This window comes from Thalassospira povalilytica (genome assembly GCF_002844235.1).
Taxonomy (GTDB): domain Bacteria; phylum Pseudomonadota; class Alphaproteobacteria; order Rhodospirillales; family Thalassospiraceae; genus Thalassospira; species Thalassospira povalilytica.
The window spans coordinates 231,772-254,351 of sequence record NZ_PGTS01000001.1 but is presented as its reverse complement, the minus strand read 5'-3'; the positions used below and the strand labels follow the sequence as shown (position 1 = coordinate 254,351).

The following is a 22,580-nucleotide window of genomic DNA, read 5'->3' as shown; positions in this document are numbered from 1 at the left end:
TTACAGACCTTCGACGAAGTCTTTATAGGCTGCTTCATCCATCAGCTCATCAAGCTGGGACTCATCAGTCAGCGACATTTTAAAGAACCAGCCATCGGTTTCCGGTGCTTCGTTCACCAGTGCCGGGTTGGCATCAAGTTCTTCGTTGATTTCAACAACTTCACCATCAAGCGGGGCATAAACATCGCTTGCGGCCTTGACCGATTCAACAACGGCTGCATCACCGTCCTTGGTCAGTTTCTTGCCGATTTCAGGAAGCTCGACATACACGATATCGCCCAGCGACTGCTGCGCGTAATCGGTGATGCCGACGGTTGCGATACCGTCTTCGAGCTCGATCCATTCATGTTCCTGCGAGAATTTCTTAGCCATGATCTTTGTCCCTGTTGATCGGTTGTCTGCGAGGCGGCACACGCCGCACATTCTCAAGATTTGCAGCAATCAGCCGCGGAAATAGCGATGCGGTGCGAACGGGAGTTCAACCACCTCTGCCGGACGGGCCTTGCCGCGCACCATAAGATCGACCTTGGTGCCCGGTTCGGAAAATTCAATTGCGACATAGCCCATTGCAATCGGGCCATCGACGGTCGGGCCAAAACCACCTGATGTGATTTCGCCGATCTCTTCGCCGTCGCTGTTCAAAATCTGGGTGTGTTCGCGTGCAGGCGCCTTGCCTTCGGGCTTGATGCCAACACGTTTGCGATCCGCCCCGTTTGCCAGCTGATCAAGAATGACATCCGCGCCCTTGAAACCGCCTTCTTCGCGGCGGCGCTTGTTGATGATCCAGTTCAGATCGGCCTCAACCGGGGTCGTGGTGGTGTCAATGTCGTTGCCATAAAGGCAAAGCCCTGCTTCCAGACGCAGGGAGTCACGGGCACCAAGACCGATTGCCTCGACTTCTTCCTCGGCCAGCAATTTGCGCGCAAGCTCTTCGGCGCGATCATTGGGCACGGAAATTTCATAGCCGTCTTCGCCCGTGTAACCCGAACGCGTGACAAAGCAGGCAATACCGGCAATATCAATCTCGGCAAAGCTCATGAATTTCAGATCGGCAACAGCCGGGGCAAAGCGCGCCAGAACATTGGCGGCCTCGGGCCCCTGAAGCGCCATCAGCGCACGGTCATCAATTTCTTCAAGGGAAACGCCGTCACCAAGGTTGGCACGCATGTGAACAATATCGTCATCCTTGCACGCCGCATTGATCACCAGAAACAGGCTGTCACCGGCATTGGTGATCATCAGATCGTCAAGGATCGTGCCATCGTCCTGGGTGAAGGTCGAATAACGGGTGCGCCCCGGTTTCAGGATCGCGATATCGCCAGGCACCAGTTTTTCAAGTTCGGCGACGCGGTTTTCACCGGTCAGACGAACCTGTCCCATGTGGGACACATCAAAAAGTCCGGCCTTGGCACGCGTATGAAGATGTTCGCCCTTAACACCCAGCGGGTATTGAACCGGCATGTCATATCCGGCGAATGGCACCATTTTGGCGCCAAGTTCCACATGGAGGTCATAAAGGGCGGTTTTAAGCAGTTCTGGCTGATGATCGGCCATCAAGGTCTCCCGGACAGTCGTTGCGAAACATAGCCGACCAATGGCCAACCACATTCCCCCTCTGTCTTGGAGCCTGAAAGAATCACAGCCGACTTGTCGTGACGGTCTGCTTACATCTTCGGCGAGGCGGTCACCGGAAATTCAAATTGATGCCGCCTGCTTTCCAGAGTCCCATCTCCCCGCGGTCCGTTTGCCTGAGAGTTTCCGGGGTGGTTGCTCCTTCGGCGTCCGCGCAATCCGTTATGGACCGTGGCACTCTCCCACGGGGATCACTTGGGTATGCGTCCTTATACGTATTTCGTTCCCGGTCGACCAGCCCCAAAATTCGGGCAATCACCCGGGCAGGTTTTCAACCCGCCGCTGTCAGTTTGTACCGAAACGACGATTATAGTCGAGCTGATCGGCACTTAGCTGGAATCCGAGATAAATCTCGTAGTCGGGACCGGCCCAGACATCATCAAGCGGAACAGACAGGGTGACCTGCTCGTCACGGTAACGCGCCATATTAAGATTGTCCGCAAACGGCATTGTCACATCAAACACCGATTTCTGAACAAACTTTCCATCGGGATCGCGAAGGGCGACGAAATATTTGAACGATGCCGAACGCCCCTGCGCCGCCGGGCCCAGCTCAGCCGTAATGATCGGGCTGATGATGACATCAAGCGTCTTGTCATCAAGGTCATAGCCACAGTCACCAAGATATCCGGTGAATTCCGCCTCGACGATCACATCGGTCAGATCCTTGCCACTGCCGGCGAACTGAACAAGCTTTGCCGTATCCTTTGGCAGATAGGCTGCCGGGCAGGTCGGAACAGGCTGCTCTTCAAACGGGTTACTGCTGCATGCTGCAAGCAATCCCCCAACCGAGACCATCCCCAATGCACAAACGCGCCGCAGTCCGTTACCGATCGTCATCCAAGCCTCTATCAAACCATCTGTTTTCTGACATATGCATGATCTGCACTGTCGTGGCGCAGTCTATTCTTTCGCCGTAAGCCGCACAACCCGCTTCGACGATTGCCACGAAATGAAAACACAAAATCGGGTGCAATTGTTCCCGGGGCGATCGGTGCTCAGTCATTGCGCCACAAGGTCAGGCAGGTTATGTAACGAGAACGTTTGAATAAGTGCAGCGGGCTTGTCCCGGCACAATTTGGAAACCGGACCCGTATCATGCCTGACAAAGCCAGTCTTCGGATCGTTCTTGCCAACCCGCGCGGCTTCTGCGCCGGGGTAGATCGTGCGATTGAGATCGTGGAAAAGGCGCTCGAAAAATATGGTGCGCCGGTTTATGTCCGTCACGAAATCGTCCACAACAAATTTGTCGTCGACCGCCTGCGCGATATGGGCGCTGTTTTTGTTGATGAACTGGACGCGGTTCCCGATGGTGTGCCGGTCATCTTTTCGGCCCACGGGGTCCCGAAATCCGTCCCCGAGGCCGCCGAAACCCGCAAGCTTGAATATCTTGATGCGACCTGCCCGCTGGTATCAAAGGTCCATCGTGGTGCGGAACGTCATTTTGCCGATGGCAAACATATTCTTCTGATCGGTCATGCCGGGCACCCGGAAGTCATCGGCACGATGGGCCAGCTTCCGGTCGGCAGCATGACCTTGATCGAAACCGAAGAAGACGCCGAAAATCTTGAAGTCGAAAATCCCGAAAACCTTGCTTTCGTGACCCAGACGACCCTGTCACTTGATGACACGGCCAAGATCATCGAGATCCTTCAGCGCCGCTTCCCGGCGATTTCGGTCCCGAAAAAGGAAGACATCTGCTATGCCACGACCAACCGTCAGCATGCTGTCAAACTGATTGCCGAAAAGGCCGATGCGATCCTGGTTCTCGGCGCGCCGAATTCGTCAAACTCCAACCGGCTGGTTGAAGTCGCCAAGCGCGAAGGATGCACGCGTTCGGTTCTGGTCGAACGGGCGCATGACATTGACTGGAACAAGCTTGACGGTATCAGCACCCTTGGCATTACGGCCGGTGCCTCTGCCCCGGAAATTCTGGTCGAGGAAGTTATTGATGCCTGCCGTGAACGTTATGACGTCACGGTCGAAACCATTACCTTGACCGACGAGAACGTGACATTCAAATTGCCACGTCAGCTTGCCAGCTAAGATATTATAGCTGCTTACTTTTCAAGTTCAGGACCACGTTAAATCCAATGGCCGTCTATACCGACGTTTCAGACGAAGACATCGCCCGTTTTGTCGCCGAATATGACATCGGTGATGTTGTCTCGTTCAAGGGCATCGCAGAAGGTGTCGAAAACACCAACTTCCTGCTTCAAACGACCGAGGCGCCATTCATCCTGACCCTGTATGAGAAACGCGTTAATCCGGACGACCTGCCCTTTTATCTGGGCCTGATGGATCATCTGTCGGCCAAGGGGCTGAACTGTCCGACCCCGATCCATGGCACTGACGGTGTTGCGCTTCGTCGCCTGTGCGGCCGGCCCGCAGCAATCACATCCTTCTTACAAGGCATGTCGCCACGGCGCATCCTTCCCCATCATTGTGCCGGTCTTGGCACCGCATTGGCCAAGCTGCATATCGCCGGCCTGGATTTTGAAATGCATCTTCCCAACGCGCTGAGCGTCAAGGGATGGCGTGGTTTGGTCGAAAGTTGCCGGGAACATGCCGATGATGTCGAACCCGGTCTTGGCAAAATGATCGGTGACGAGATCGACTATCTCGAAGCAAACTGGCCCCATGACCTGCCCAAGGGGGTCATTCATGCCGATCTGTTCCCGGACAATGTTTTCTTCTTCCCGGGCAAGGAAGACGTATCGGGGCTGATTGATTTCTATTTCGCGTGCAATGATCTGCTTTGCTACGACATTGCGATCTGCATGAATGCCTGGTGCTTCGAACCTGACAACAGCTTTAACGTTACCAAGGCCAAGAACCTTTTGTCGCAATATGGCAAGGTACGGTCGCTTGGTGATGCCGAAATTGCCGCTTTGCCGGTTCTGGCCCGCGGTGCAAGCCTGCGCTTTTTGCTTACCCGTCTTTATGACTGGGTCAACACCCCCAAAGACGCACTGGTTACGCCCAAAAATCCCCGTGAATACATCAATAAACTGCGTTTCCATCAACGGGTGGACAATGCAGCCGCCTATGGACTTGACTAAGGATACCACAAGATGAATTCACAAAATGGCGGCGACAATCACGTCGAGATTTACACCGACGGCGCATGCAGCGGCAATCCGGGCCCGGGTGGCTGGGGGGCGATCCTTCGGTTCAAGGGTGTGGAAAAGGAACTTTCGGGAGGGGATCCCGAAACCACCAATAACCGCATGGAAATGATGGCGGCAATCAGCGCGCTTGAGGCGCTCAAACGCCCCTGCGTGGTCGATATTTATACCGACAGCAGCTATGTCCGTGACGGCATTACCAAATGGATTTTCGGCTGGCAAAAGCGCGGCTGGAAGACGGCGGACAAGAAGCCCGTCAAGAATGTCGAGCTGTGGCAACGCCTGCTTGATGCCCTGAAACCGCACAAGGTTGAATGGCACTGGGTCAAGGGTCACGCCGGCCATCCCGAGAACGAACGATGCGACGAACTGGCCCGGATGGCGGTTCCAAAATCGTGATATTTTCGGTCTTGTGCCGACAAACGCTTGAAGCTTCAGCACTTCGCCCCAAAATAGACGATGCAGGTTGTTGCAACTATTTATTTATCAGGAAAATAAAATCAAACTTGCGTTTCGACCAACTTCCGGGTTGAGTCGACTCAATCATCGGAGTGTTGGCTCCTATAAGAACGTCGAGTAAAGTATATCTGACTAGCCAAAAGTTGGGTGTCCAGGAGAGAACGCTTGTCGCGCGGATCATACGGCTTTTTACAACGGAAGTCTTTGAGCAGTCGGTTGCTATTCATAGCATTGCCGCTGGTTTCCCTGTTCTCGCTCGCCCTGTTTATTGTGTTTGGCTATGTCAGTTACAAAGTTCTGCGCGATGATCTGAATGGCAAGGTTGAACAGACCGCAGACATCAATGCCCGCGTTCTGGCAACCCCGTTCTGGTATCTTGATGTCGACAATATCGAATCTGCTTTGAACGCGATGGCGCGTGACCGTGATATCGTCGCGGTGCAGGCACTTGGTGCGGACGGCACCGAATTTGCCCATACCGGCGTTTCGCAATCGGAACTGGCCGATACATTGCGTCTGTCACGCCGCGTCTATTTCGAACGTAACAATGTGCGCCACGATGTCGGCGAACTGGTCATCTACTTTACCGATGCCCGCGTTCAGGACCTTCTGTTCCGCCGCATTGCCATTGACATGATCCTGTTTGGATTGCTGATCGCAGTGGTTGCCGCCAGCCTGCTGATCGCAAACAAAAGGTCGATCAAGGAACCGCTGAACCGTCTTTTGCATTCCATTCGCATGACCAAGCATGGCCGCTTGCGCCGTCCGGTGGAATGGAACAGTTCGGACGAACTTGGCCTTCTGATCCGCGAATATAACGAAATGGTCGCCCTGCAAGGTCAGGCACAGGAAGAAGCCCAGCGCAAGCAGGCCCTTCTCGAAGCGACCCTTCACAATATCGGTCAGGGTATCTGCCTGTTTGATCAGGACCTTAATCTTATGGTCTGGAACGAACGCTATATCGAGTTGCTTAATCTGCCGCGTGATCTGGTCAAGGAAGGCACACCGCTTTCCGATATCCTGCGCTATAACGGCGAACGCGGCGAATATGGCGATGTCAGCATTCAGGCCCTGATTTCCGACCGTGTTGCCATTGCACGACGTCGCGAACCCTATCGCATGGAACGCACCCGCCCCAATGGGCGCGTTATTCAGGTTGATCACAACCCGATGCCCGGCGGCGGCTATGTCGCGACCTATACCGACATTACCGAACGCAAACAGACCGAAGCACGCATGCGCCATCTGGCCGTTCATGATGTGCTGACCAGCCTTCCGAACCGTACCCTGTTCCTTGACCGCCTGCGTCAGGCATTGCTGTCGGCCCGCCGGTTCCAGCGCGGTGTCACGGTTCTGTTTGTTGACCTTGACCGGTTCAAGGACATCAACGACCACTTTGGCCATGATGTTGGTGACCTGATGATTCAGGAAATGGGTCAGCGTCTGTCGCGGATCATCCGCGATTCAGATACTGCCGCCCGTCTTGGCGGGGACGAGTTTGCGATCATTCAGACCGATGTCCAGAATATCGAAGACACCATCGCCCTTGCCCAGCGCATCATTGACGAGCTGTCCCAGCCGTTTGATTGCCGGGGCATTCGCCTGCATTCAACGGCCAGTGTCGGCATTACCCTGTTCCCGGAAGACGGCGAGAACCCCGAACAGTTGGTCAAGAACGCCGATATGGCGATGTATGCGGCCAAGGCCGAAGGGCGCAACAATTACCGCTTCTTCCTGCCGTCGATGCATGAGCGGGTCAAGGAACGCAAAACCATCGAGGAAGATCTGCGCAACGCGCTCGAACAGGATCAGCTCGAACTTTATTATCAGCCCAAAATTGATTGCCGGACCGAAAAGGTCGTTGGCGCCGAGGCACTTGTGCGCTGGCATCACCCGGAACGTGGCCTGATCCTGCCGGGCGAATTCATCTCGGTGGCCGAGGAATGCGGCCTGATCAACCGGCTTGGTGCCTGGGTTCTTGAAAAGGCCTGCAAACAGACGCAGGCATGGCGTGATTCGTCACTGCCCGGGATGCGGATTGCGGTGAACCTGTCACCTGCGCAGTTCCAAGATGCCGAACTGGTCGAAAGTGTTACCAAAATCGTCAAGGACACCGCCCTTCCGGAAGGTACGCTTGAACTTGAGATCACTGAATCGATCCTGATGAACAACCCGGAAAAGGCGGTTTCAACGCTGAAGGAGCTTAAAGCGCTTGGCGTGATGATCGCGATTGATGACTTTGGTACCGGTTATTCGTCCCTGAACTATCTGAAACGCTTCCCGGTTGGCTCGATCAAGATCGACCGGTCGTTTGTGAATGACATCCATGTCGATCTCGATGACAAGGCAATTGTCGATGCGGTGATCGGTCTTGGCCACAGCCTTAATCTTGAAGTGGTTGCCGAAGGCGTGGAAGAAGTCGAACAGCTTGAATATCTGCGTGAAAAGGGCTGTGATTTCATTCAGGGCTTCCTGTTCTCCAAACCGCTTCCGGCCACCACATTCGAAAGCTGGGTCAGTGACCGCCACAGTCGCGTGCCCGAACGGGTTGCTGCAAAGTCCTGATCACACCCGATATTCTTGAAAACAGCCTTGGCATTGCTTTGGCTGTTTTTTCGTTCAAGGGACAAGACACTCCATGCGCCCGTTTCCCGAAATAGAACAAGCCGCCATCGCCCGCAAAGGAAGCGAAGCCGCACTTTCCGCGGCCCTAGTCACCCCCAGACCACGCAATGAAATCGCCGCGATTGCCAATGATCGCTGGCTGTCAGAATTCAGCAAATCGGTTTTTCAGGCCGGTTTCAGCTGGAAAGTGATTGAAAACAAATGGCCACGGTTTGAAGAAGTCTTTGACGGTTTTGATATCGGCCGACTGTCGATGATGCATGACGAAGATGTCGAACGCCTGCTTAAGGTCGACGGGATTGTCGCCCATGGGCCAAAGATCAAATCAATTGGGGAAAATGCCCGCTTCCTGCGCGACCTTGCCGACAACCATGGATCAGTCGGCGCATTCTTTGCCAGTTGGAAACTTCCCGATTATTGCGACAATTTGCGCCTTGTCCACAAAGGCGGATCACGGCTTGGCGGCAAAACCGGGCAAGTTGCCCTGCGCCGTATTGGCATGGACACGCCAATTTTCTCCAACGACGTCATCAAGGCACTAAAGACCGAAGGCGTGGTTACCAAGATGCCGTCATCGAACAAGGATTTCGCATCGGTCCAGGCCGCCCTTGACCACTGGCACAAGGAATCCGGCCGACCCTTAACCCAGATCAGCCAGATTCTGGCATTTTCAGCGGGATAAAGGCCGCCTAATACACCGTTGCGCTGCGCCCGGCATCATCATTTGGGTGCGTGCCCGTTGACGATGGGCGGTCCGACGACTTGCGATCAACAAGATCGACAATCTCGGAAATCACCCGGACCAGTTGATAATCCTTGGGCGTGTAGACGGCTGCCACCCCCATTTGCCGCAAAACCAGCATATCGGCCTCGGGGATGATCCCGCCGACCACGACGGGGATGTGACCGGCCCCTTCTGCGCGCAAGCCATTGACCACTTCGCGCACCAATGGCACATGCGACCCCGACAGGATCGAAAGCCCGATTACATGGGCTCCTTCGTCAATTGCATTGCGAACCAGTGCATCGGGTGTCCAGCGAATGCCCTCGTAAAGAACTTCGATACCGGCGTCTCCGGCCTTGACCGCGATCTGTTCCGCACCGTTGGAATGACCATCCAGCCCCGGTTTCCCCACCAGCATTTTCATGCGTTCGCCAAGCTTGTCAGACACTTCATCAACCCGGTCACGAAGGGTCTGGATGTCCTGTGCATCGCCCGTGACAATCATCGACGTAATACCGGTCGGTGCACGATATTCGCCAAATACATCGCGAAGCGTTTCCGACCATTCCCCGGTCGTGACACCGGCATGGGCACAGGCGATCGAACTTTCCATGATGTTGCGCCCTTCGCTGGCGGCGGATTTAAGGGCCTCAAGATTCTTGGTGACCGTCGCCTGATCACGGTCCGAGCGCCAAGCTTTGAGTTTTTCGATCTGCTCCTGCTCGGCCATGTCATCGACCGTCAGGATCGATTTTTCACCTGATGTCAGCGGCGATGGTTCGGTTTCGGTAAAGGCATTCACACCGATCACTTTGGTCAGTCCGCTTTCGATATCCGCCAGACGGCGGGCGTTGGAACGCACCAGTTCCTGCTTCATGTACCCGCGATCAACAGCCGCAATCGCGCCCCCCATGGCATCGATCTTTGCCAGTTCCGCGCGCGCCCCTTCCTTAAGGGCACCGACCTTGCGCTCAATCGCCGGATTGCCGTCAAACAGATCCTCATATTCCAGAAGATCGGTTTCATAGGCCATGATCTGTTGCAGGCGCAGTGACCATTGCTGATCCCACGGACGCGGGAGCCCAAGCGCCTCGTTCCAGGCGGGCAATTGAACCGCACGCGCACGCGCATTCTTGGAAAGCACCACTGCCAGCATTTCGATCAGGATGCGATAGACGTTGTTTTCCGGCTGCTGTTCGGTCAGGCCCAGCGAATTGACCTGCACCCCATACCGGAACCGGCGATATTTGGCATCTTCAATGCCATAGCGATCCTGCGTGATTTCATCCCAAAGTTCGCAGAATGCCCGCATCTTGCAGATCTCGGTCACAAAGCGAATACCGGCATTCACAAAAAATGAAATACGCCCGACAACCTTGGCAAAGTCTTCTTCGGGGACCTGACCCGAATCGCGAACCGCATCAAGAACCGCAATCGCCGTTGCCAGTGCATAGGCCAATTCCTGTTCCGCCGTCGCCCCGGCTTCCTGCAGATGGTACGAACACACATTCATCGGATTCCATTTCGGCACCTCGCGATAGGTAAATGCCGCAACGTCGGTAATCAGTTTCAGGCTGGGTGCAGGCGGGAAGATATATGTCCCGCGTGACAGATATTCCTTGATGATGTCGTTCTGGGTCGTGCCCTGAAGGCTGTCGCGCGCTGTTCCCTGCTTTTCGGCAACCGCAATATAAAGTGACAAAAGCCAGGCCGCCGGGGCGTTGATCGTCATCGATGTATTCATCTGATCAAGCGGGATGCCGTCAAACAGCGTCATCATGTCCCCAAGGTGGGCGACCGGCACCCCGACCTTACCCACTTCACCACGTGCCAAAATATGGTCCGAATCGTATCCGGTCTGGGTCGGCAAATCGAATGCGACGGAAAGCCCCGTCTGCCCCTTGGCCAGGTTTTGACGATACAGGGCATTGGAAGCCGAGGCCGAGCTATGCCCCGCATATGTCCGGATCAGCCAGGGCCGATCACGATCCTGCTTTGCTGCGCTGCGCTTATTTTCCATCGACATCACGACCTCTTGTATTTTTATTACCTTTTGACTTTTCGATAATTACGCATGAACGTTATTAAATTATCTACTAGACATCACTTGAGTAATTATATAACAATTTGTGCAACGCGATAAAAGCGAAAACAAATATCGCCTCGGTTCATTCTGCATACAAACCGCAGAAATCCGGGAAATGCCCAGGGAAAATAAAACAAATTCTGTGGCTTGGAGGTTTCGTCGACCGCAACGCAGCATAGGTAATTTTATTACCCTGCTATCCGGATCGACCCTGAAGAAGGAGTGAAGGCCATGAACACCACTGCTGAAGTGCTGCCTTTCCGTGGCGGTCAGGAAGAAAAAGATCTTTATGAAATCGGCGAAATCCCGCCGCTGGGTCATGTGCCCAAAAATATGTATGCATGGGCGATTCGCGAAGAACGCCACGGCGAACCCGATACCGCCATGCAATGTGAAGTTCTGCCGGTCACCCAGCCAGACAGCCACGAGGTGCTGGTTCTCGTGATGGCGGCGGGCGTCAATTACAACGGTATCTGGGCGTCCCTTGGCAAACCGATCTCGGTTTTCAATTCCCATGACTGCCCGTTCCATATTGCCGGGTCTGATGCCTCGGGCATTGTTTGGGCGGTCGGGTCAAAAGTTACCCGCTGGAAGGTCGGCGATGAAGTCGTCATTCATTGCAATCAGGATGATGGCGACGACGAAGAATGTAACGGCGGCGATCCGATGCTGTCCCCGACCCAGCGCATCTGGGGCTATGAAACCCCGGATGGGTCATTCGCCCAGTTCACCTGTGTCCAGGCACAGCAATTGATGCCGCGCCCCAAACATCTGACTTGGGAAGAAAGTGCGTGCTACACGCTGACCCTTGCCACCGCGTACCGCATGTTGTTCGGGCATCGCCCGCATATCCTGCGTCCGGGGCATAATGTTCTGGTCTGGGGGGCGTCCGGGGGACTTGGCTCCATGGCGATCCAGTTGATCACCACCGCCGGGGCCAATGCGATCGGGGTGATTTCAGACGAATCAAAGCGCGACTTTGTCCTTGGACTTGGGGCCAAGGCCGTCATCAATCGCAAGGATTTCAATTGCTGGGGCCAGCTTCCCACGGTCAATGGTCCGGAATTTGGCGACTATATGAAAGAAGTCCGCAAATTCGGCAAAGCGATCTGGGAAATCACCGGCAAGGGCAATGACGTTGATATCGTCTTTGAACATCCGGGCGAACAAACTTTCCCGGTATCGTGCAACGTGGTGAAACGTGGCGGCATGGTCGTGTTCTGTGCCGGGACAACCGGGTTTAACCTGACCTTTGATGCGCGTTTCGTCTGGATGCGCCAGAAACGCATTCAGGGCAGCCACTTTGCCAACCTGAAACAGGCGGCACAGGCCAACAAACTGGTGATCGAGCGCCGCCTTGATCCCAGCATGTCCGAAGTTTTCAGTTGGGAAGACATTCCGCGCGCACATATGAAAATGATGCGCAACGAACATAAACCGGGGAACATGGCGGTTCTGGTTCAGGCCAAGCGGCCGGGCATGCGCACCCTTGAAGAAGCAGTCGAAGGTTAATCCCACATCGGGGCGCAGCCGTCCCGGCCTTTGACTGATTGCTGGCACCCCAAGCGCGTTCTCGCCCGATCCGCGTGCGGGGTGCCACCACCCTTTTCGACCAAGATATCCGTTTTCGACCAGTGCAATCGCCCCACACGATTGCCGGGCAAAGGACCAAGCCAATGACTGATACCGCCCTGCTTCCTGATCTTGACCAGCTTTGCGACGATGCACTGGCTGCACTGGCATCGCTTTATGATGCCACCGAAAATGCCATTCGCGCCCGGGTCACCATTGATGGCCGTATTGATGCCAATGCCTTTGACGAACATCAGTTTGCCGCCCATGGCTTTGCCTGGTTCACGACCTATGTCACCGCCCTTCAACAGATGAAGGCATGGTCGGACAGGCTGGTCACACAGGGCAAACGCGGGCATCTTGAAACCCTGATCCTGCAAGTCGCCTTTGGCGAATATCTTGCCCAGATCAAGGGCGGCATTCCGATGTCGCAGGGAGAAATCATTCGTCTGACCACACTGGGTGTTTCCGAAACCGATATTCAGACCTTCTGTTCAAGTCGTGCGGTTTCTGTTCTGTCAGCCCATGGTAATTCTGACGCTGCGCGCCGCGCCATTGCCACTGAAATCGAAGACAGTCTTGATACCGGTCGCTTTGGCGAAACCGGACTGGAAGACGAAACACTGGATCTTGTCCGCGACCAGTTCCGGCGGTTTGTCGAAGAAAAAGTAACGCCCCATGCCCATGGCTGGCATGAACGCGACGAGCTGATCCCGATTGAAATCGTGACTGAAATGTCGGAACTCGGCGTTTTCGGCCTGACCATCCCCGAAGAATTCGGCGGACTTGGCATGGGCAAAACCGCGATGTGTGTCGTGACCGAAGAACTGTCACGCGGCTATATCGGGGTGGGATCGCTTGGTACCCGTTCCGAAATCGCTGCGGAACTGATCCGCCTTGGCGGCACGGATGAACAAAAGGAACATTACCTGCCCAAACTGGCATCGGGTGAAATCTTGCCAACGGCGGTCTTTACCGAACCCAATAACGGCTCCGACCTTGCCCATCTGCGCACACGCGCGATCAAGGATGGCGACACCTATAAGGTGACCGGGAACAAGACATGGATCACCCATGCGGCACGATCCGATCTGATGACGCTTTTGACGCGCACCAACCCTGATGAGGCCGGCTATCGCGGGTTGTCGATGCTTCTGGCCGAAAAGCCGCGCGGCACCGATGACGACCCGTTCCCCGCCAACGGCATGTCTGGTGGTGAGATCGAGGTTCTTGGGTATCGCGGCATGAAGGAATACGAGCTTTCCTTTGACGGGTTTGAAGTCCCGACCGCCAACCTTCTGGGCGGTGAAGAAGGCCAGGGTTTCAAGCAACTTATGGCAACCTTTGAGTCGGCCCGCATTCAAACCGCCGCACGTGCTGTCGGCGTTGCCCAGAACGCGCTTGAGATCGGCATGCGCTACGCCAAGGATCGCGTCCAGTTTTCCAAACCGCTTTTCAGCTTCCCTCGGGTGTACGGCAAAGTTGCATGGATGGTTGTTGAAACCATGATTGCCCGTCAGCTCACCTATTTCTCGGCACTTGAAAAAGATCAGGATATCCGCTGCGACATTGAAGCGGGCATGGCGAAGCTTCTGGGGGCACGGGTTGCCTGGTCAAATGCTGATAACGCGCTTCAGATTCATGGCGGCAATGGCTATGCGCTGGAATATCAGATCAGTCGCGTGCTTTGCGATGCCCGTATCCTCAACATTTTTGAAGGTGCCGCCGAAATTCAGGCGCAAGTTGTGACCCGCGGATTGTTGGGTCGATAACCGGCTAACAGATTGAAAGCCGAACCTTATTTTCATTGCGAACCGTGGCCCCTGTGATCAACGAGGGCAAACTTGGCCCGTCAACCTTGACGGGCCGCTTTTCTATATCAACCTAAAGTATGATATATTTACCACTTACCTGTGGTGATAGACTGAAATTAAGCAAACACAGAAGCCTAAAAATCTGTGCAAAACAGGCCCAATTGCCTTTTAGGGAAAAGGGGAGAGACGTTTCAATGAATTACGCCTCTGCAATGCCGGAAACCACAATCTATGCGCGAACAGGTGAAGCCAAGGACCTGTTCGATCAGCATGCTGATCAGATCGCAGAAGGCCTGGTGACCGAACTGCTTGGATCAGGACAAAGCAGCGTCGACAGGAATGCGCCGCAGACGCTTGTCTCGGGTCTTGCCCAGCAGTTTCGGGCAATGGCATCTGCCGGTTCTGCTGATGCTTTCAATCAGTGTTTTGCCAAACACGTTTTGGCAGAAGCCACCGCCAATCTGACACCCGATGCCATCGTGCTTGCCTATTACAAGTCGGCAGCAAATTGCGTCACGCTGGCGTCGCGGACCAAGGGCATTCGACCGTCGCCTGCCCTTAATGATGCGGCACGGTGTGTTTTGATGGCTGATATGGCTTGCCTGATGGCTGATCAGCAAAAACAGATCGCCCAGCATCGCGCATCCTCGGAAATCCAGTCGATGTCCGAGATCATCGAACGCGAAACCGACAACATCATTTCCGAAGTCGGCTTTCAGGCCGGGCGCACCAACGATGTGGCGCAAACCATGGAAAGTGATGCCGGTGAATTGTCGCAACTGGTCGAACGCATTACCGCCACCACGGAAGTCGCCAGCAGCAACGTTGCCACGGTCGCATCCGCGACCGAGGAATTGCAGGCGTCAAGCCATGGCATTGCCGACCGCATCCACAAAACAAACGACATTGCCGGACAGGCCGTTATCCGCGCCCAGGAAACATCCCAGACGATGAACAGCCTGTCGGAGACCGCCAGTGAAATCGGCAAGGTTGTCGATATCGTCAAACGCATTTCCGATCAGACGAAAATGCTGGCACTGAACGCCACGATCGAGGCCGCCCGTGCCGGGGATGCCGGCAAAGGATTTGCTGTGGTCGCCAACGAGGTCAAAAACCTTGCGACACAGACCGAAAAGGCAATCCTTGATATCAACTCCCAGATCACAGCCATTCAAGGGGCAACATCAGAAGCCGTCACCGCAATCGAAGGAATCGGTGGCGCGATTGATGAAGTCAGCCAGCTTTCAGCGGATATTTCGGCATCGGTCGAACAGCAGACTGCCGCAATCGCCGAAATTTCAACAAGCGCACAGGAAGTATCAACCCATATGCGGGGCATTTCCGGTGATATCGAACTGGCCAGCGTGAAATCACAAAACGCCAGCGAAACCGCCGAGAACCTGCGCATTCTGGCTTCCAATATTCGCAAAGACATCAATGAAATGGAAAGCCGGTTCCGCACGGTGCTGCGCAGTACCGAAAGCGCAAACCGGCGTCACGAAGAACGCGTCCCGATCGCGGTCGATCTTTCATTCGATTTCGGAAATGGTGACGTCCGCAATGGCGTTACCGCCGATATGTCTCTGGCCGGATTGCTTGCGCGCATTGATGCCAGTGACAAGGATCGCAACAAGCACGTCACGATCACCATGGTGGATGGCACGGTTCTGCATGGCGTGATCAAGGCCGTTTCGGCACTTGGAACCCATGTTCAGTTTACCGAAGTCGACGACAAAGCCAATCAGGTCATTCTCAATCACCTCAAGAAAACCCACGATCACGACAGCAAGATCGCCGAACTTGGCAAACAACTGTCACAAGATCTGGCCAAGGTGCTTGAGAACGGCCTTCGCAATAATGAAATCAAGCACGAAGACCTGTTCAATCCGCGCTATGAACTGATCGAAGGCAGTGACCCCAAACAGTTCATGACGCCCTATATCCCGTTCACGGATCGGCATTTCACCCCGCTTCAGGAAGCCATTCTTGAAAAGGACAAGCATATCGTGTTTGCCGCCGGTGTGGATATTAACGGCTATCTTCCGACCCATAACAAGATCTATAGCCAGCCGCAGCGCCCAGGCGAAGCCGCCTGGAACATGGGCAATTGCCGTAACCGGCGGATCTTTGATGACCGGGCCGGGCTGGTCGCCGCGCGCAACACCAAACCGCACCTGTTGCAGACCTATTTCCGCGACATGGGCGACAGTGTGGTCTTCATGAAGGAATGCGATGTCCCGATCATCGTGAATGGCGAACAGTGGGGCAACCTGCGTATCGGGTATCGCGCCTGACCCTTTGGACCGAGCAAACTATAAAAAAGCCCCCGACCAATAAATGGCCGGGGGCTTTAATGTTAGCGCTAACATCCTTGCAAGGGCGTGCCGCCGTCAACTGTGCGAATGCAGGATCGCCTCGGCGATTTCGCGTTCGATCTCGGCCGGGTAATCATAAAATCCCGGTTTGAACGCATTGGCCCCGCCCGATGCCAACCAGTCAATTCCACGGATCAGAATTGCGGAAAACGGATCGAACAGATCCTTGCCCGAACCACCCATGCCCGGTGCCAGGTTCAAAAGACTGCCGCGGTTAAGCAAATACACTTCGCGGCTGTTATCGAATTCGAATTTTTCGATATAGCGGCGCATTTTGGTGCTTTTCTGGGTATCGAGCCATGCCACATCGATCTCGGTATTGGAATGACCGACATTAACCAGAATGGCACCGCGGCGGGCCTGCTTGATCTGGTTTTCACCCAGAATGCCCGAAAGACCGGTTGCGGTCACAATGATCGCGCATTCCTTGATGCCGTCTTCAAGGCTGACGACACGGCATCCGTGATGCTGGGCTTCAAGGGCGCGCACCGGATCGCGTTCGGCAACCGAGACCACCGCACCAAGATTGCGCGCACGTTCGGCAACACCGCGCCCCACCGGCCCGAACCCGATCACCAGAACCGAACGACCATAAAGCGCCAGACCGGTTACATTGGAAAAGACCGGCCACATTTCCTGTGCCACGTGATGTCGGTTATGCAGGCGATCCTTGATCGCGATGTCGTTCCAGTTAAAGACCGGGAATGAATAATCAAGCTTTTCAACGCGGTGAACACCCGTCGTCGTGGCTTCAAGCGCACCGTCGACCTTATGACCTTTTTTGACAAAAGCCTCGATCAGCTCCCCACCCATGTCAGCGACAATGTCGGCTGGCTCGGACGACAGGATATCGATGCTTTTGGCATATTCTTCGGGTGTCATGCCCGAAAAGGCATGGACCTCTACCCCGTTCGCAGCAAGGTATGCGGCGGCAACGTCATCGGTACTATCGGGGTTACATGCCCCGACCTTGACCTTCGCACCCGCCTTCACAAACGGCAGCAATGTGGGAATGGTGTCTTCAAGAACGTGCTGGAAGCTGACGATGGTCTTGTCGCGCAAGTCACGCTTGGCGACATAGTTTCCGTATTTCGCCGTTACCGGACAGATGACTTCGCGCCATGCAAGCGTTTCGTCATTGATCTGGGCGGCAAGTGCTGCGTCCTTGATGCGGCTGGTCATTAATCAATCTCTTGGGTTCAGTGGTGGCGTAACGAATAGTATCGTCCCCTAATTAATGATAGCCGGACCGGATGGAAAGCATTTCTGACCATCCGGTCAATTTTGAGCCTGTTCAGGCAACCCGGACCTTATGGCCGTGCCGGAATATCAAGACCGCGCTGAACAGCGGGCCGCGCAAGACCGTGTTCAAGCCATGCCGGTACGTTTTTGAGCGTGTCATAAGCCACCAGATCACCTGCCTCGTAAAATCCGATCAGATTGCGGACCCAGCCAAGGATTGCGATATCGGCAATGGTATATTCATCGCCCATAATCCAGTCGCGCCCGTCAAGACGGGTTTCTAGAACGCCCAAAAGCCGTTTGGATTCATTCACATAACGGGTCAGCGGGCGTTTATCTTCGATCTCTTTGCCGGCAAATTTATGGAAAAAGCCAAGCTGCCCGAAAATCGGGCCCAGTCCGGCCATCTGGAAATAGACCCACTGGATGGTTTCCATCCGCCGCGCCGGATCAGCAGGCAACAGCTTTCCGGATTTTTCGGCAAGATATTGCAAGATCGCCCCGGATTCAAAAAGCCCGAACGGTTTTCCATCCGGGCCGTTCGGATCAAGAATGGCGGGGATTTTGCCATTCGGGTTAAGCGACAGAAATTCCGGGGTCCAGGTTTCGTCTTCACCGATTTTGATGGTGTGGGCTTCATAGGGAAGACCGATTTCTTCGAGCATGATCGAAACCTTTACCCCGTTGGGGGTCGGGAATGAATAAAGCTGCAGAATATCGGGGTTCTTTGCCGGCCAGCGTTTGGTAATGTCGAATGCGGAAAGGTCAGCCATCTGAATTTGATCCTTGTTGTTTGGCCGATACGCAAAACCAAATCAGGCATTGCATACAGGCAATTACATATCTTCAGGATTTAGCAGATCGCATCCTTTTCGCCAGTAGCATCCGACAAGACTTTCACCACGCTCATACGGAGCAGGCCCGAATGCGCATGCAAACGGGCCTGACCGGACTGCGGCATTCGATGATCAACCCCATCGGTACCGCCAATTAATTTCACACCGGAAGATATCCTTACCAGGCGCGGTATTTCAGGAACTTGCCATCCAGGGTAATCACGACACGGTCACCTTTCGGGTCTTCCTTGCGTTCGATATACATTTCGTAATCGATCGCACTCATGATGCCGTCGCCGAATTTCTCGTGGATGATTTCCTTGATGGTTTCGCCGTAAACACCAACGATTTCATACAGACGATAGATGGCCGGATCGGTCGGGACCGCCTGGTCCCAGATTTTCATCGGGCATTCCTGAATGACAGCCGATGCTTCGGGCGGCAGGTCAAACAGGGCAACCAGCATGTCGGCCTTGTCCTTTGGCGCCGAATTCATGCCAAAGCACACGGAAGTTGTCCAAACCGGGGACATACCGATCTTGCTTGCGATCTCTTCCCAACCGAGCCCTTTGGCCTTTTTGGCTTCGAGAATGAGTTCTTTGACGTCAGCTTTTTTCATGGGTTTTCTCCACTTCTGATACAGCACGTTGTTTTGATTAATCGGCACGATTGACCGCACGCTTGCGCGTGCCGGACTTGCTGCCTGTTTCTGATGAGATTTCCGCCCCGGCATTTGCCCCGAACCGGACGACTTTTGGTGCGGAATTCGCATCATCGTCCTGTTTCCCGGCAAGTTCGCGCGACCGTGTGGCCAGGAACTCCACCAGGTGATTGCGGATGTCGTAATAGTCGGGATGATGGATAATGTTGGCCCGTTCACGCGGTCGTTCGATTTCGACCTGAACGGACTCGGCAACCCGGGCATAGGGACCGTTGGTCATCAACAAAATGCGGTCCGCAAGCAGGATGGCTTCATCAACATCATGGGTGATCATAAAGACCGTCTGGTCCGATCCCGACCAGATGCGGATCAACTCGTCCTGGATGCTGCCACGGGTCAGCGCATCAAGTGCGCCGAACGGCTCATCGAGCAAAAGCAGTTCCGGCTGAATGGCAAAGGCACGTGCAATCGATACACGCTGACGCATCCCGCCAGACAGTTGCGATGGCTTGCGCAATTCCGCCCCGCCCGCAAGACCGACCATTTCGAGATATTTCATCGAATGATCGTGAACCTGCTTTTTGCTCCAGGATTTGTAGCGCGCCTGAACGGCAAAAGTGACGTTCTTGAGCGCGGACAACCATGGCAGCAGGGAATAGTTCTGAAACACGATCCCGCGATCCAGACTGGGCCCGGAAACTTCCTTGCCATTCATGATGACCGCGCCGTCGCTTGGTTCATCAAGCCCCGCAAGAATGTTCAGGATGGTTGATTTGCCACAGCCGGAATGACCGATGATGCAAACAAACTCGCCCTTCTCGATCCCGAGATTGACGTTTTCAAATACCGTCAGGCTTTCGCCACCCTTGGGGGCCTGAAAACGTTTGGTAAGGTTTTGAACACTCAGGAATGGTGTCGACATATCTGGTCTCCTTATTCCTGGTACTGCACAAGGCGTGCGCAATAGGCGAAGGCCGTATCAAGCAACATGCCGACAACCCCGATCATCAGGATCGAGAACACCACACTGGTCAGATCAAGGTTGTTCCATTCATTCCAGACGTAGTAGCCAATGCCGGTACCGCCCACGAGCATCTCGGCAGCGACAATCACCAGCCAGGCAATCCCGATGGAAATGCGCATTCCGGTCAAAATGGTTGGTGCCGCAGCGGGCAGGATGACGATCCATGCGGTTTTGAAAGGACCCAGTTCGTGGGTTCGCGCCACATTGACCCAGTCCTTGCGCACCCCGGCCACACCGAATGCCGTATTGATCAGCATCGGCCAGATCGAACAGATGAATATGACAAAGATTGCCGATGCCTGACTGTCCTGAATGACAAACAGGGCCAAAGGCATCCACGCCAGCGGGGAAATCGGTCTTAGCACCTGAATAAACGGATCAAGCGCCTTATACATCAGGGGCGACATTCCGATCAGGAACCCGACCGGAATGGCCAGCGCCGCAGCAAGGAAATATCCCGAAAGAACCCGATAAAGCGAATAGCCGATCTGGATGCCGATCCCCTTGTCGTTGGGGCCTGCATCATAGAAAGGATTGCGAAGTTCTTCCCATGCCTTGCCGATCACTGCCGAGGGTGGCGGCACGGCCGCCTTGGGTTCTGCCCCACCCATCAGAAGTTCATATTCTGTCAGTTCGCCAGAAATGTTCTGTTTCGGGCTGGCGGCCTCCCAAAGGCCAAGGAAGACCGCCAATAGCACGAGTGACAAAACCAAAGCCCTGGCATTCAACGATGCCAGCATGTCAGCTTACCCCTTTGCCAATCGCAAAGCTGTTGACATAGGCTTCGGGCTGATCGGGATCAAAGGTCTTGCCCATGATGGTATAGGACTTATAGGTCGAAGTCGGGGCCTCATATCCAAGGTCTTTCATCACCTTGGCACAATCGGTCGCGACATAGACTTCCTCGGCGATTTTCTTGTAATCGATATCGCCTTCGATATAGCCCCAGCGCTTCATCTGGGTCAGAATCCACACCCCCATCGAATGCCACGGGAACGGATCGAAATCGATGCGATCAGGGACGTTTTTAACTTCGCCCAGACCATCGGCATAACGTCCGGTCAGGACCTGTTCAATGACTGGAACCGGCTGGTTCAGATAGTTGGCCGGGGCAATCGCCGCCGAAATTTCCTTGCGGTTTTCGGGCTTGGCCGCGTATTGGGTCGCATCCACAATGGATTTCAAAAGCGCGCCATAGGTATTCGGCAGTTCTTCGGAAAAGGCCTTGGAACAGGCAAATGCACAGCACGGATGACCTTCCCAGATATCTTTGGTCAGGGTGTGCAGGAAGCCGATTTTTTCCCATACCGCACGCTGGTTAAACGGATCGGGTGACAGATACCCGTCAAGGTTACCGGCACGCAGGTTTGCCACCATCTCGGGCGGCGGAACAACGCGGATCTGGATGTCCTTATCCGGGTCCAGACCATGTTCAGCGACATAATAACGCAGCAGGAAGTTGTGCATCGAATATTCGAACGGCACACCAAACTTGAAGCCTTTCCACTGTCTCGGATCGCGCTTATCCAGATGGTCATTGTGCAGAACGATGGCCTGGCCATTGATGTTTTCAACAGCCGGCATCAGGAACGGGGTCGCGGTTGAACCCGCCCCCATCGAAATGGCCAGCGGCATCGGGGTCAGCATGTGCGACGCGTCATATTCATTGTTCAGCGACTTGTCGCGGGCCACCGCCCAGCCCGCGGTTTTGATGACATCAACATCAAGACCGTATTTTTCATAGAAGCCCATCGGCTGCGCCATGATGATCGGCGTGGCACAGGTGATCGGCACAAAGCCGATATTGAGCTTCGACTTTTCCGGTGTCCCCAGATCATCAAGGATGGCTGCCTTGACCTTGTCGATTGGCAATACCGATGCCAATGCCGCCATCATGGTGCTGCCGCCAACCATCTTGGCAAAGGAACGACGTGAAATTTCGTTGTGACCGAAAACCGAACGGACAATCGCGCTGTCGATGGCGCGATCAAGGATTTCTTCGCTGCTTTCCGGTGTCTTTGCCGCCATATCGCTATGAGCAGGCATCGTCGACAGATCGTGCTTTACACCATGATCATGATCCGATTGGTGATGCCCGCCCTTTGACGCGCACATATCACAACCGCACGATTTGCTGTGCCGCAGGTCGGTATCACCGCTAAATGGATCGCCCAGACTTTTAACTGACATTTGATCACCCCCTGTGTTGTTTCGCTGTCCAGATCAGAACAGCACCAGACATTCAGTCAGGATAAGAGCAACCGTCGTGCCAGTTTGCTGCAATGCGGAATTTTCGTTGAAAATGCTGGACTCAGGGGATGATGACAGGCAGTCTTCACATATACGAAAAATCGTAATTTACGATAATTCGTAACCATAATTACGAATTATCGTAGGAAATT

The 22,580-nt window shown here is 54.5% G+C and carries 18 protein-coding genes and 2 riboswitches; of the genes, 8 read left to right on the top strand and 10 right to left on the bottom strand.

Annotated elements, in window-relative coordinates; translation table 11 throughout:
• The 3 genes from gcvH to CU041_RS01005 form a co-directional block, all read right to left on the bottom strand.
• Complete coding sequence (gene gcvH, locus CU041_RS01015) at positions 1-372, bottom strand: glycine cleavage system protein GcvH (RefSeq protein ID WP_101245406.1); 372 nt, start codon at positions 370-372, stop codon at positions 1-3.
• A 69-nt stretch (positions 373-441) separates the two neighbouring features.
• Positions 442-1,554, bottom strand: a complete 1,113-nt coding sequence (gcvT, locus tag CU041_RS01010; protein WP_101245405.1) for a glycine cleavage system aminomethyltransferase GcvT — start codon at positions 1,552-1,554, stop codon at positions 442-444.
• 59 nt (positions 1,555-1,613) lie between these two features.
• A riboswitch (glycine riboswitch) is annotated at positions 1,614-1,723 on the bottom strand.
• 3 nt (positions 1,724-1,726) lie between these two features.
• Positions 1,727-1,827: riboswitch (glycine riboswitch) on the bottom strand.
• A gap of 90 nt (positions 1,828-1,917) precedes the next feature.
• On the bottom strand, positions 1,918-2,472 hold the full coding sequence (locus CU041_RS01005) for a hypothetical protein (RefSeq protein ID WP_101245404.1): 555 nt from the start codon (positions 2,470-2,472) through the stop codon (positions 1,918-1,920).
• A gap of 258 nt (positions 2,473-2,730) precedes the next feature.
• Between CU041_RS01005 and ispH the strand changes: the two genes are divergently transcribed.
• From ispH to CU041_RS00980, 5 genes are all read left to right on the top strand, one after another.
• Positions 2,731-3,678 (top strand): 4-hydroxy-3-methylbut-2-enyl diphosphate reductase, encoded by a 948-nt coding sequence (ispH, locus tag CU041_RS01000; RefSeq protein ID WP_101245403.1) that lies wholly within the window; start codon positions 2,731-2,733, stop codon positions 3,676-3,678.
• 47 nt (positions 3,679-3,725) lie between these two features.
• Positions 3,726-4,694 (top strand): homoserine kinase, encoded by a 969-nt coding sequence (locus CU041_RS00995; RefSeq protein WP_101245402.1) that lies wholly within the window; start codon positions 3,726-3,728, stop codon positions 4,692-4,694.
• A 12-nt stretch (positions 4,695-4,706) separates the two neighbouring features.
• Entirely contained in the window at positions 4,707-5,159 is a 453-nt protein-coding gene (gene rnhA, locus CU041_RS00990) for a ribonuclease HI (protein ID WP_101245401.1), read from the top strand.
• Positions 5,160-5,435: 276 nt separating this feature from the next.
• Complete coding sequence (locus CU041_RS00985; RefSeq protein ID WP_228194586.1) at positions 5,436-7,784, top strand: putative bifunctional diguanylate cyclase/phosphodiesterase; 2,349 nt, start codon at positions 5,436-5,438, stop codon at positions 7,782-7,784.
• A 73-nt stretch (positions 7,785-7,857) separates the two neighbouring features.
• Positions 7,858-8,526 carry a DNA-3-methyladenine glycosylase I gene (locus tag CU041_RS00980; protein ID WP_101245399.1) on the top strand — a complete coding sequence of 223 codons (669 nt, stop codon included), beginning with the start codon at positions 7,858-7,860 and terminating at the stop codon, positions 8,524-8,526.
• Positions 8,527-8,533: 7 nt separating this feature from the next.
• On the opposite strand, the gene CU041_RS00975 is transcribed toward CU041_RS00980, so the two are convergent.
• Entirely contained in the window at positions 8,534-10,594 is a 2,061-nt protein-coding gene (locus tag CU041_RS00975; RefSeq protein ID WP_101245872.1) for a protein meaA, read from the bottom strand.
• Between the two features lie 291 nt (positions 10,595-10,885).
• Between CU041_RS00975 and ccrA the strand changes: the two genes are divergently transcribed.
• From ccrA to CU041_RS00960, 3 genes are all read left to right on the top strand, one after another.
• The gene (ccrA, locus tag CU041_RS00970) at positions 10,886-12,166 is read left to right on the top strand and encodes a crotonyl-CoA carboxylase/reductase (RefSeq protein WP_101245871.1); all 1,281 of its coding nucleotides are present in this window, start codon (positions 10,886-10,888) and stop codon (positions 12,164-12,166) included.
• A gap of 164 nt (positions 12,167-12,330) precedes the next feature.
• The gene (locus CU041_RS00965; RefSeq protein ID WP_101245398.1) at positions 12,331-13,998 is read left to right on the top strand and encodes an acyl-CoA dehydrogenase family protein; all 1,668 of its coding nucleotides are present in this window, start codon (positions 12,331-12,333) and stop codon (positions 13,996-13,998) included.
• A 236-nt stretch (positions 13,999-14,234) separates the two neighbouring features.
• Positions 14,235-16,334, top strand: a complete 2,100-nt coding sequence (locus tag CU041_RS00960) for a methyl-accepting chemotaxis protein (RefSeq protein ID WP_101245397.1) — start codon at positions 14,235-14,237, stop codon at positions 16,332-16,334.
• Positions 16,335-16,430: 96 nt separating this feature from the next.
• Here CU041_RS00960 and CU041_RS00955 read toward each other — a convergent pair whose 3' ends face one another.
• From CU041_RS00955 to CU041_RS00930, 6 genes are all read right to left on the bottom strand, one after another.
• Positions 16,431-17,597, bottom strand: coding sequence for an adenosylhomocysteinase (locus CU041_RS00955; protein WP_101245396.1), 1,167 nt, complete (start codon positions 17,595-17,597; stop codon positions 16,431-16,433).
• 128 nt (positions 17,598-17,725) lie between these two features.
• Positions 17,726-18,430 carry a glutathione S-transferase N-terminal domain-containing protein gene (locus CU041_RS00950; RefSeq protein WP_101245395.1) on the bottom strand — a complete coding sequence of 235 codons (705 nt, stop codon included), beginning with the start codon at positions 18,428-18,430 and terminating at the stop codon, positions 17,726-17,728.
• Between the two features lie 241 nt (positions 18,431-18,671).
• Positions 18,672-19,112 carry a cyanase gene (gene cynS / locus CU041_RS00945; protein WP_101245394.1) on the bottom strand — a complete coding sequence of 147 codons (441 nt, stop codon included), beginning with the start codon at positions 19,110-19,112 and terminating at the stop codon, positions 18,672-18,674.
• A 37-nt stretch (positions 19,113-19,149) separates the two neighbouring features.
• Positions 19,150-20,076: an ABC transporter ATP-binding protein gene (locus tag CU041_RS00940; protein WP_101245393.1), complete on the bottom strand. Its 927-nt coding sequence runs from the start codon at positions 20,074-20,076 to the stop codon at positions 19,150-19,152.
• Between the two features lie 11 nt (positions 20,077-20,087).
• The gene (ntrB, locus tag CU041_RS00935) at positions 20,088-20,918 is read right to left on the bottom strand and encodes a nitrate ABC transporter permease (RefSeq protein ID WP_101245392.1); all 831 of its coding nucleotides are present in this window, start codon (positions 20,916-20,918) and stop codon (positions 20,088-20,090) included.
• Position 20,919: 1 nt separating this feature from the next.
• The gene (locus CU041_RS00930) at positions 20,920-22,368 is read right to left on the bottom strand and encodes a CmpA/NrtA family ABC transporter substrate-binding protein (protein ID WP_101245391.1); all 1,449 of its coding nucleotides are present in this window, start codon (positions 22,366-22,368) and stop codon (positions 20,920-20,922) included.
• Positions 22,369-22,580 lie beyond the last annotated feature (212 nt).

Bases quoted from the DNA above. Each gene is read 5' to 3' on its own strand.
- gcvH (WP_101245406.1), bottom strand. From the start codon at position 372: ATGGCTAAGAAATTCTCGCAGGAACATGAATGGATCGAGCTCGAAGAC.
- gcvT (WP_101245405.1), bottom strand. From the start codon at position 1,554: ATGGCCGATCATCAGCCAGAACTGCTTAAAACCGCCCTTTATGACCTC.
- CU041_RS01005 (WP_101245404.1), bottom strand. From the start codon at position 2,472: ATGACGATCGGTAACGGACTGCGGCGCGTTTGTGCATTGGGGATGGTC.
- ispH (WP_101245403.1), top strand. From the start codon at position 2,731: ATGCCTGACAAAGCCAGTCTTCGGATCGTTCTTGCCAACCCGCGCGGC.
- CU041_RS00995 (WP_101245402.1), top strand. From the start codon at position 3,726: ATGGCCGTCTATACCGACGTTTCAGACGAAGACATCGCCCGTTTTGTC.
- rnhA (WP_101245401.1), top strand. From the start codon at position 4,707: ATGAATTCACAAAATGGCGGCGACAATCACGTCGAGATTTACACCGAC.
- CU041_RS00980 (WP_101245399.1), top strand. From the start codon at position 7,858: ATGCGCCCGTTTCCCGAAATAGAACAAGCCGCCATCGCCCGCAAAGGA.
- CU041_RS00975 (WP_101245872.1), bottom strand. From the start codon at position 10,594: ATGTCGATGGAAAATAAGCGCAGCGCAGCAAAGCAGGATCGTGATCGG.
- ccrA (WP_101245871.1), top strand. From the start codon at position 10,886: ATGAACACCACTGCTGAAGTGCTGCCTTTCCGTGGCGGTCAGGAAGAA.
- CU041_RS00965 (WP_101245398.1), top strand. From the start codon at position 12,331: ATGACTGATACCGCCCTGCTTCCTGATCTTGACCAGCTTTGCGACGAT.
- CU041_RS00960 (WP_101245397.1), top strand. From the start codon at position 14,235: ATGAATTACGCCTCTGCAATGCCGGAAACCACAATCTATGCGCGAACA.
- CU041_RS00955 (WP_101245396.1), bottom strand. From the start codon at position 17,597: ATGACCAGCCGCATCAAGGACGCAGCACTTGCCGCCCAGATCAATGAC.
- CU041_RS00950 (WP_101245395.1), bottom strand. From the start codon at position 18,430: ATGGCTGACCTTTCCGCATTCGACATTACCAAACGCTGGCCGGCAAAG.
- cynS (WP_101245394.1), bottom strand. From the start codon at position 19,112: ATGAAAAAAGCTGACGTCAAAGAACTCATTCTCGAAGCCAAAAAGGCC.
- CU041_RS00940 (WP_101245393.1), bottom strand. From the start codon at position 20,076: ATGTCGACACCATTCCTGAGTGTTCAAAACCTTACCAAACGTTTTCAG.
- ntrB (WP_101245392.1), bottom strand. From the start codon at position 20,918: ATGCTGGCATCGTTGAATGCCAGGGCTTTGGTTTTGTCACTCGTGCTA.
- CU041_RS00930 (WP_101245391.1), bottom strand. From the start codon at position 22,368: ATGTCAGTTAAAAGTCTGGGCGATCCATTTAGCGGTGATACCGACCTG.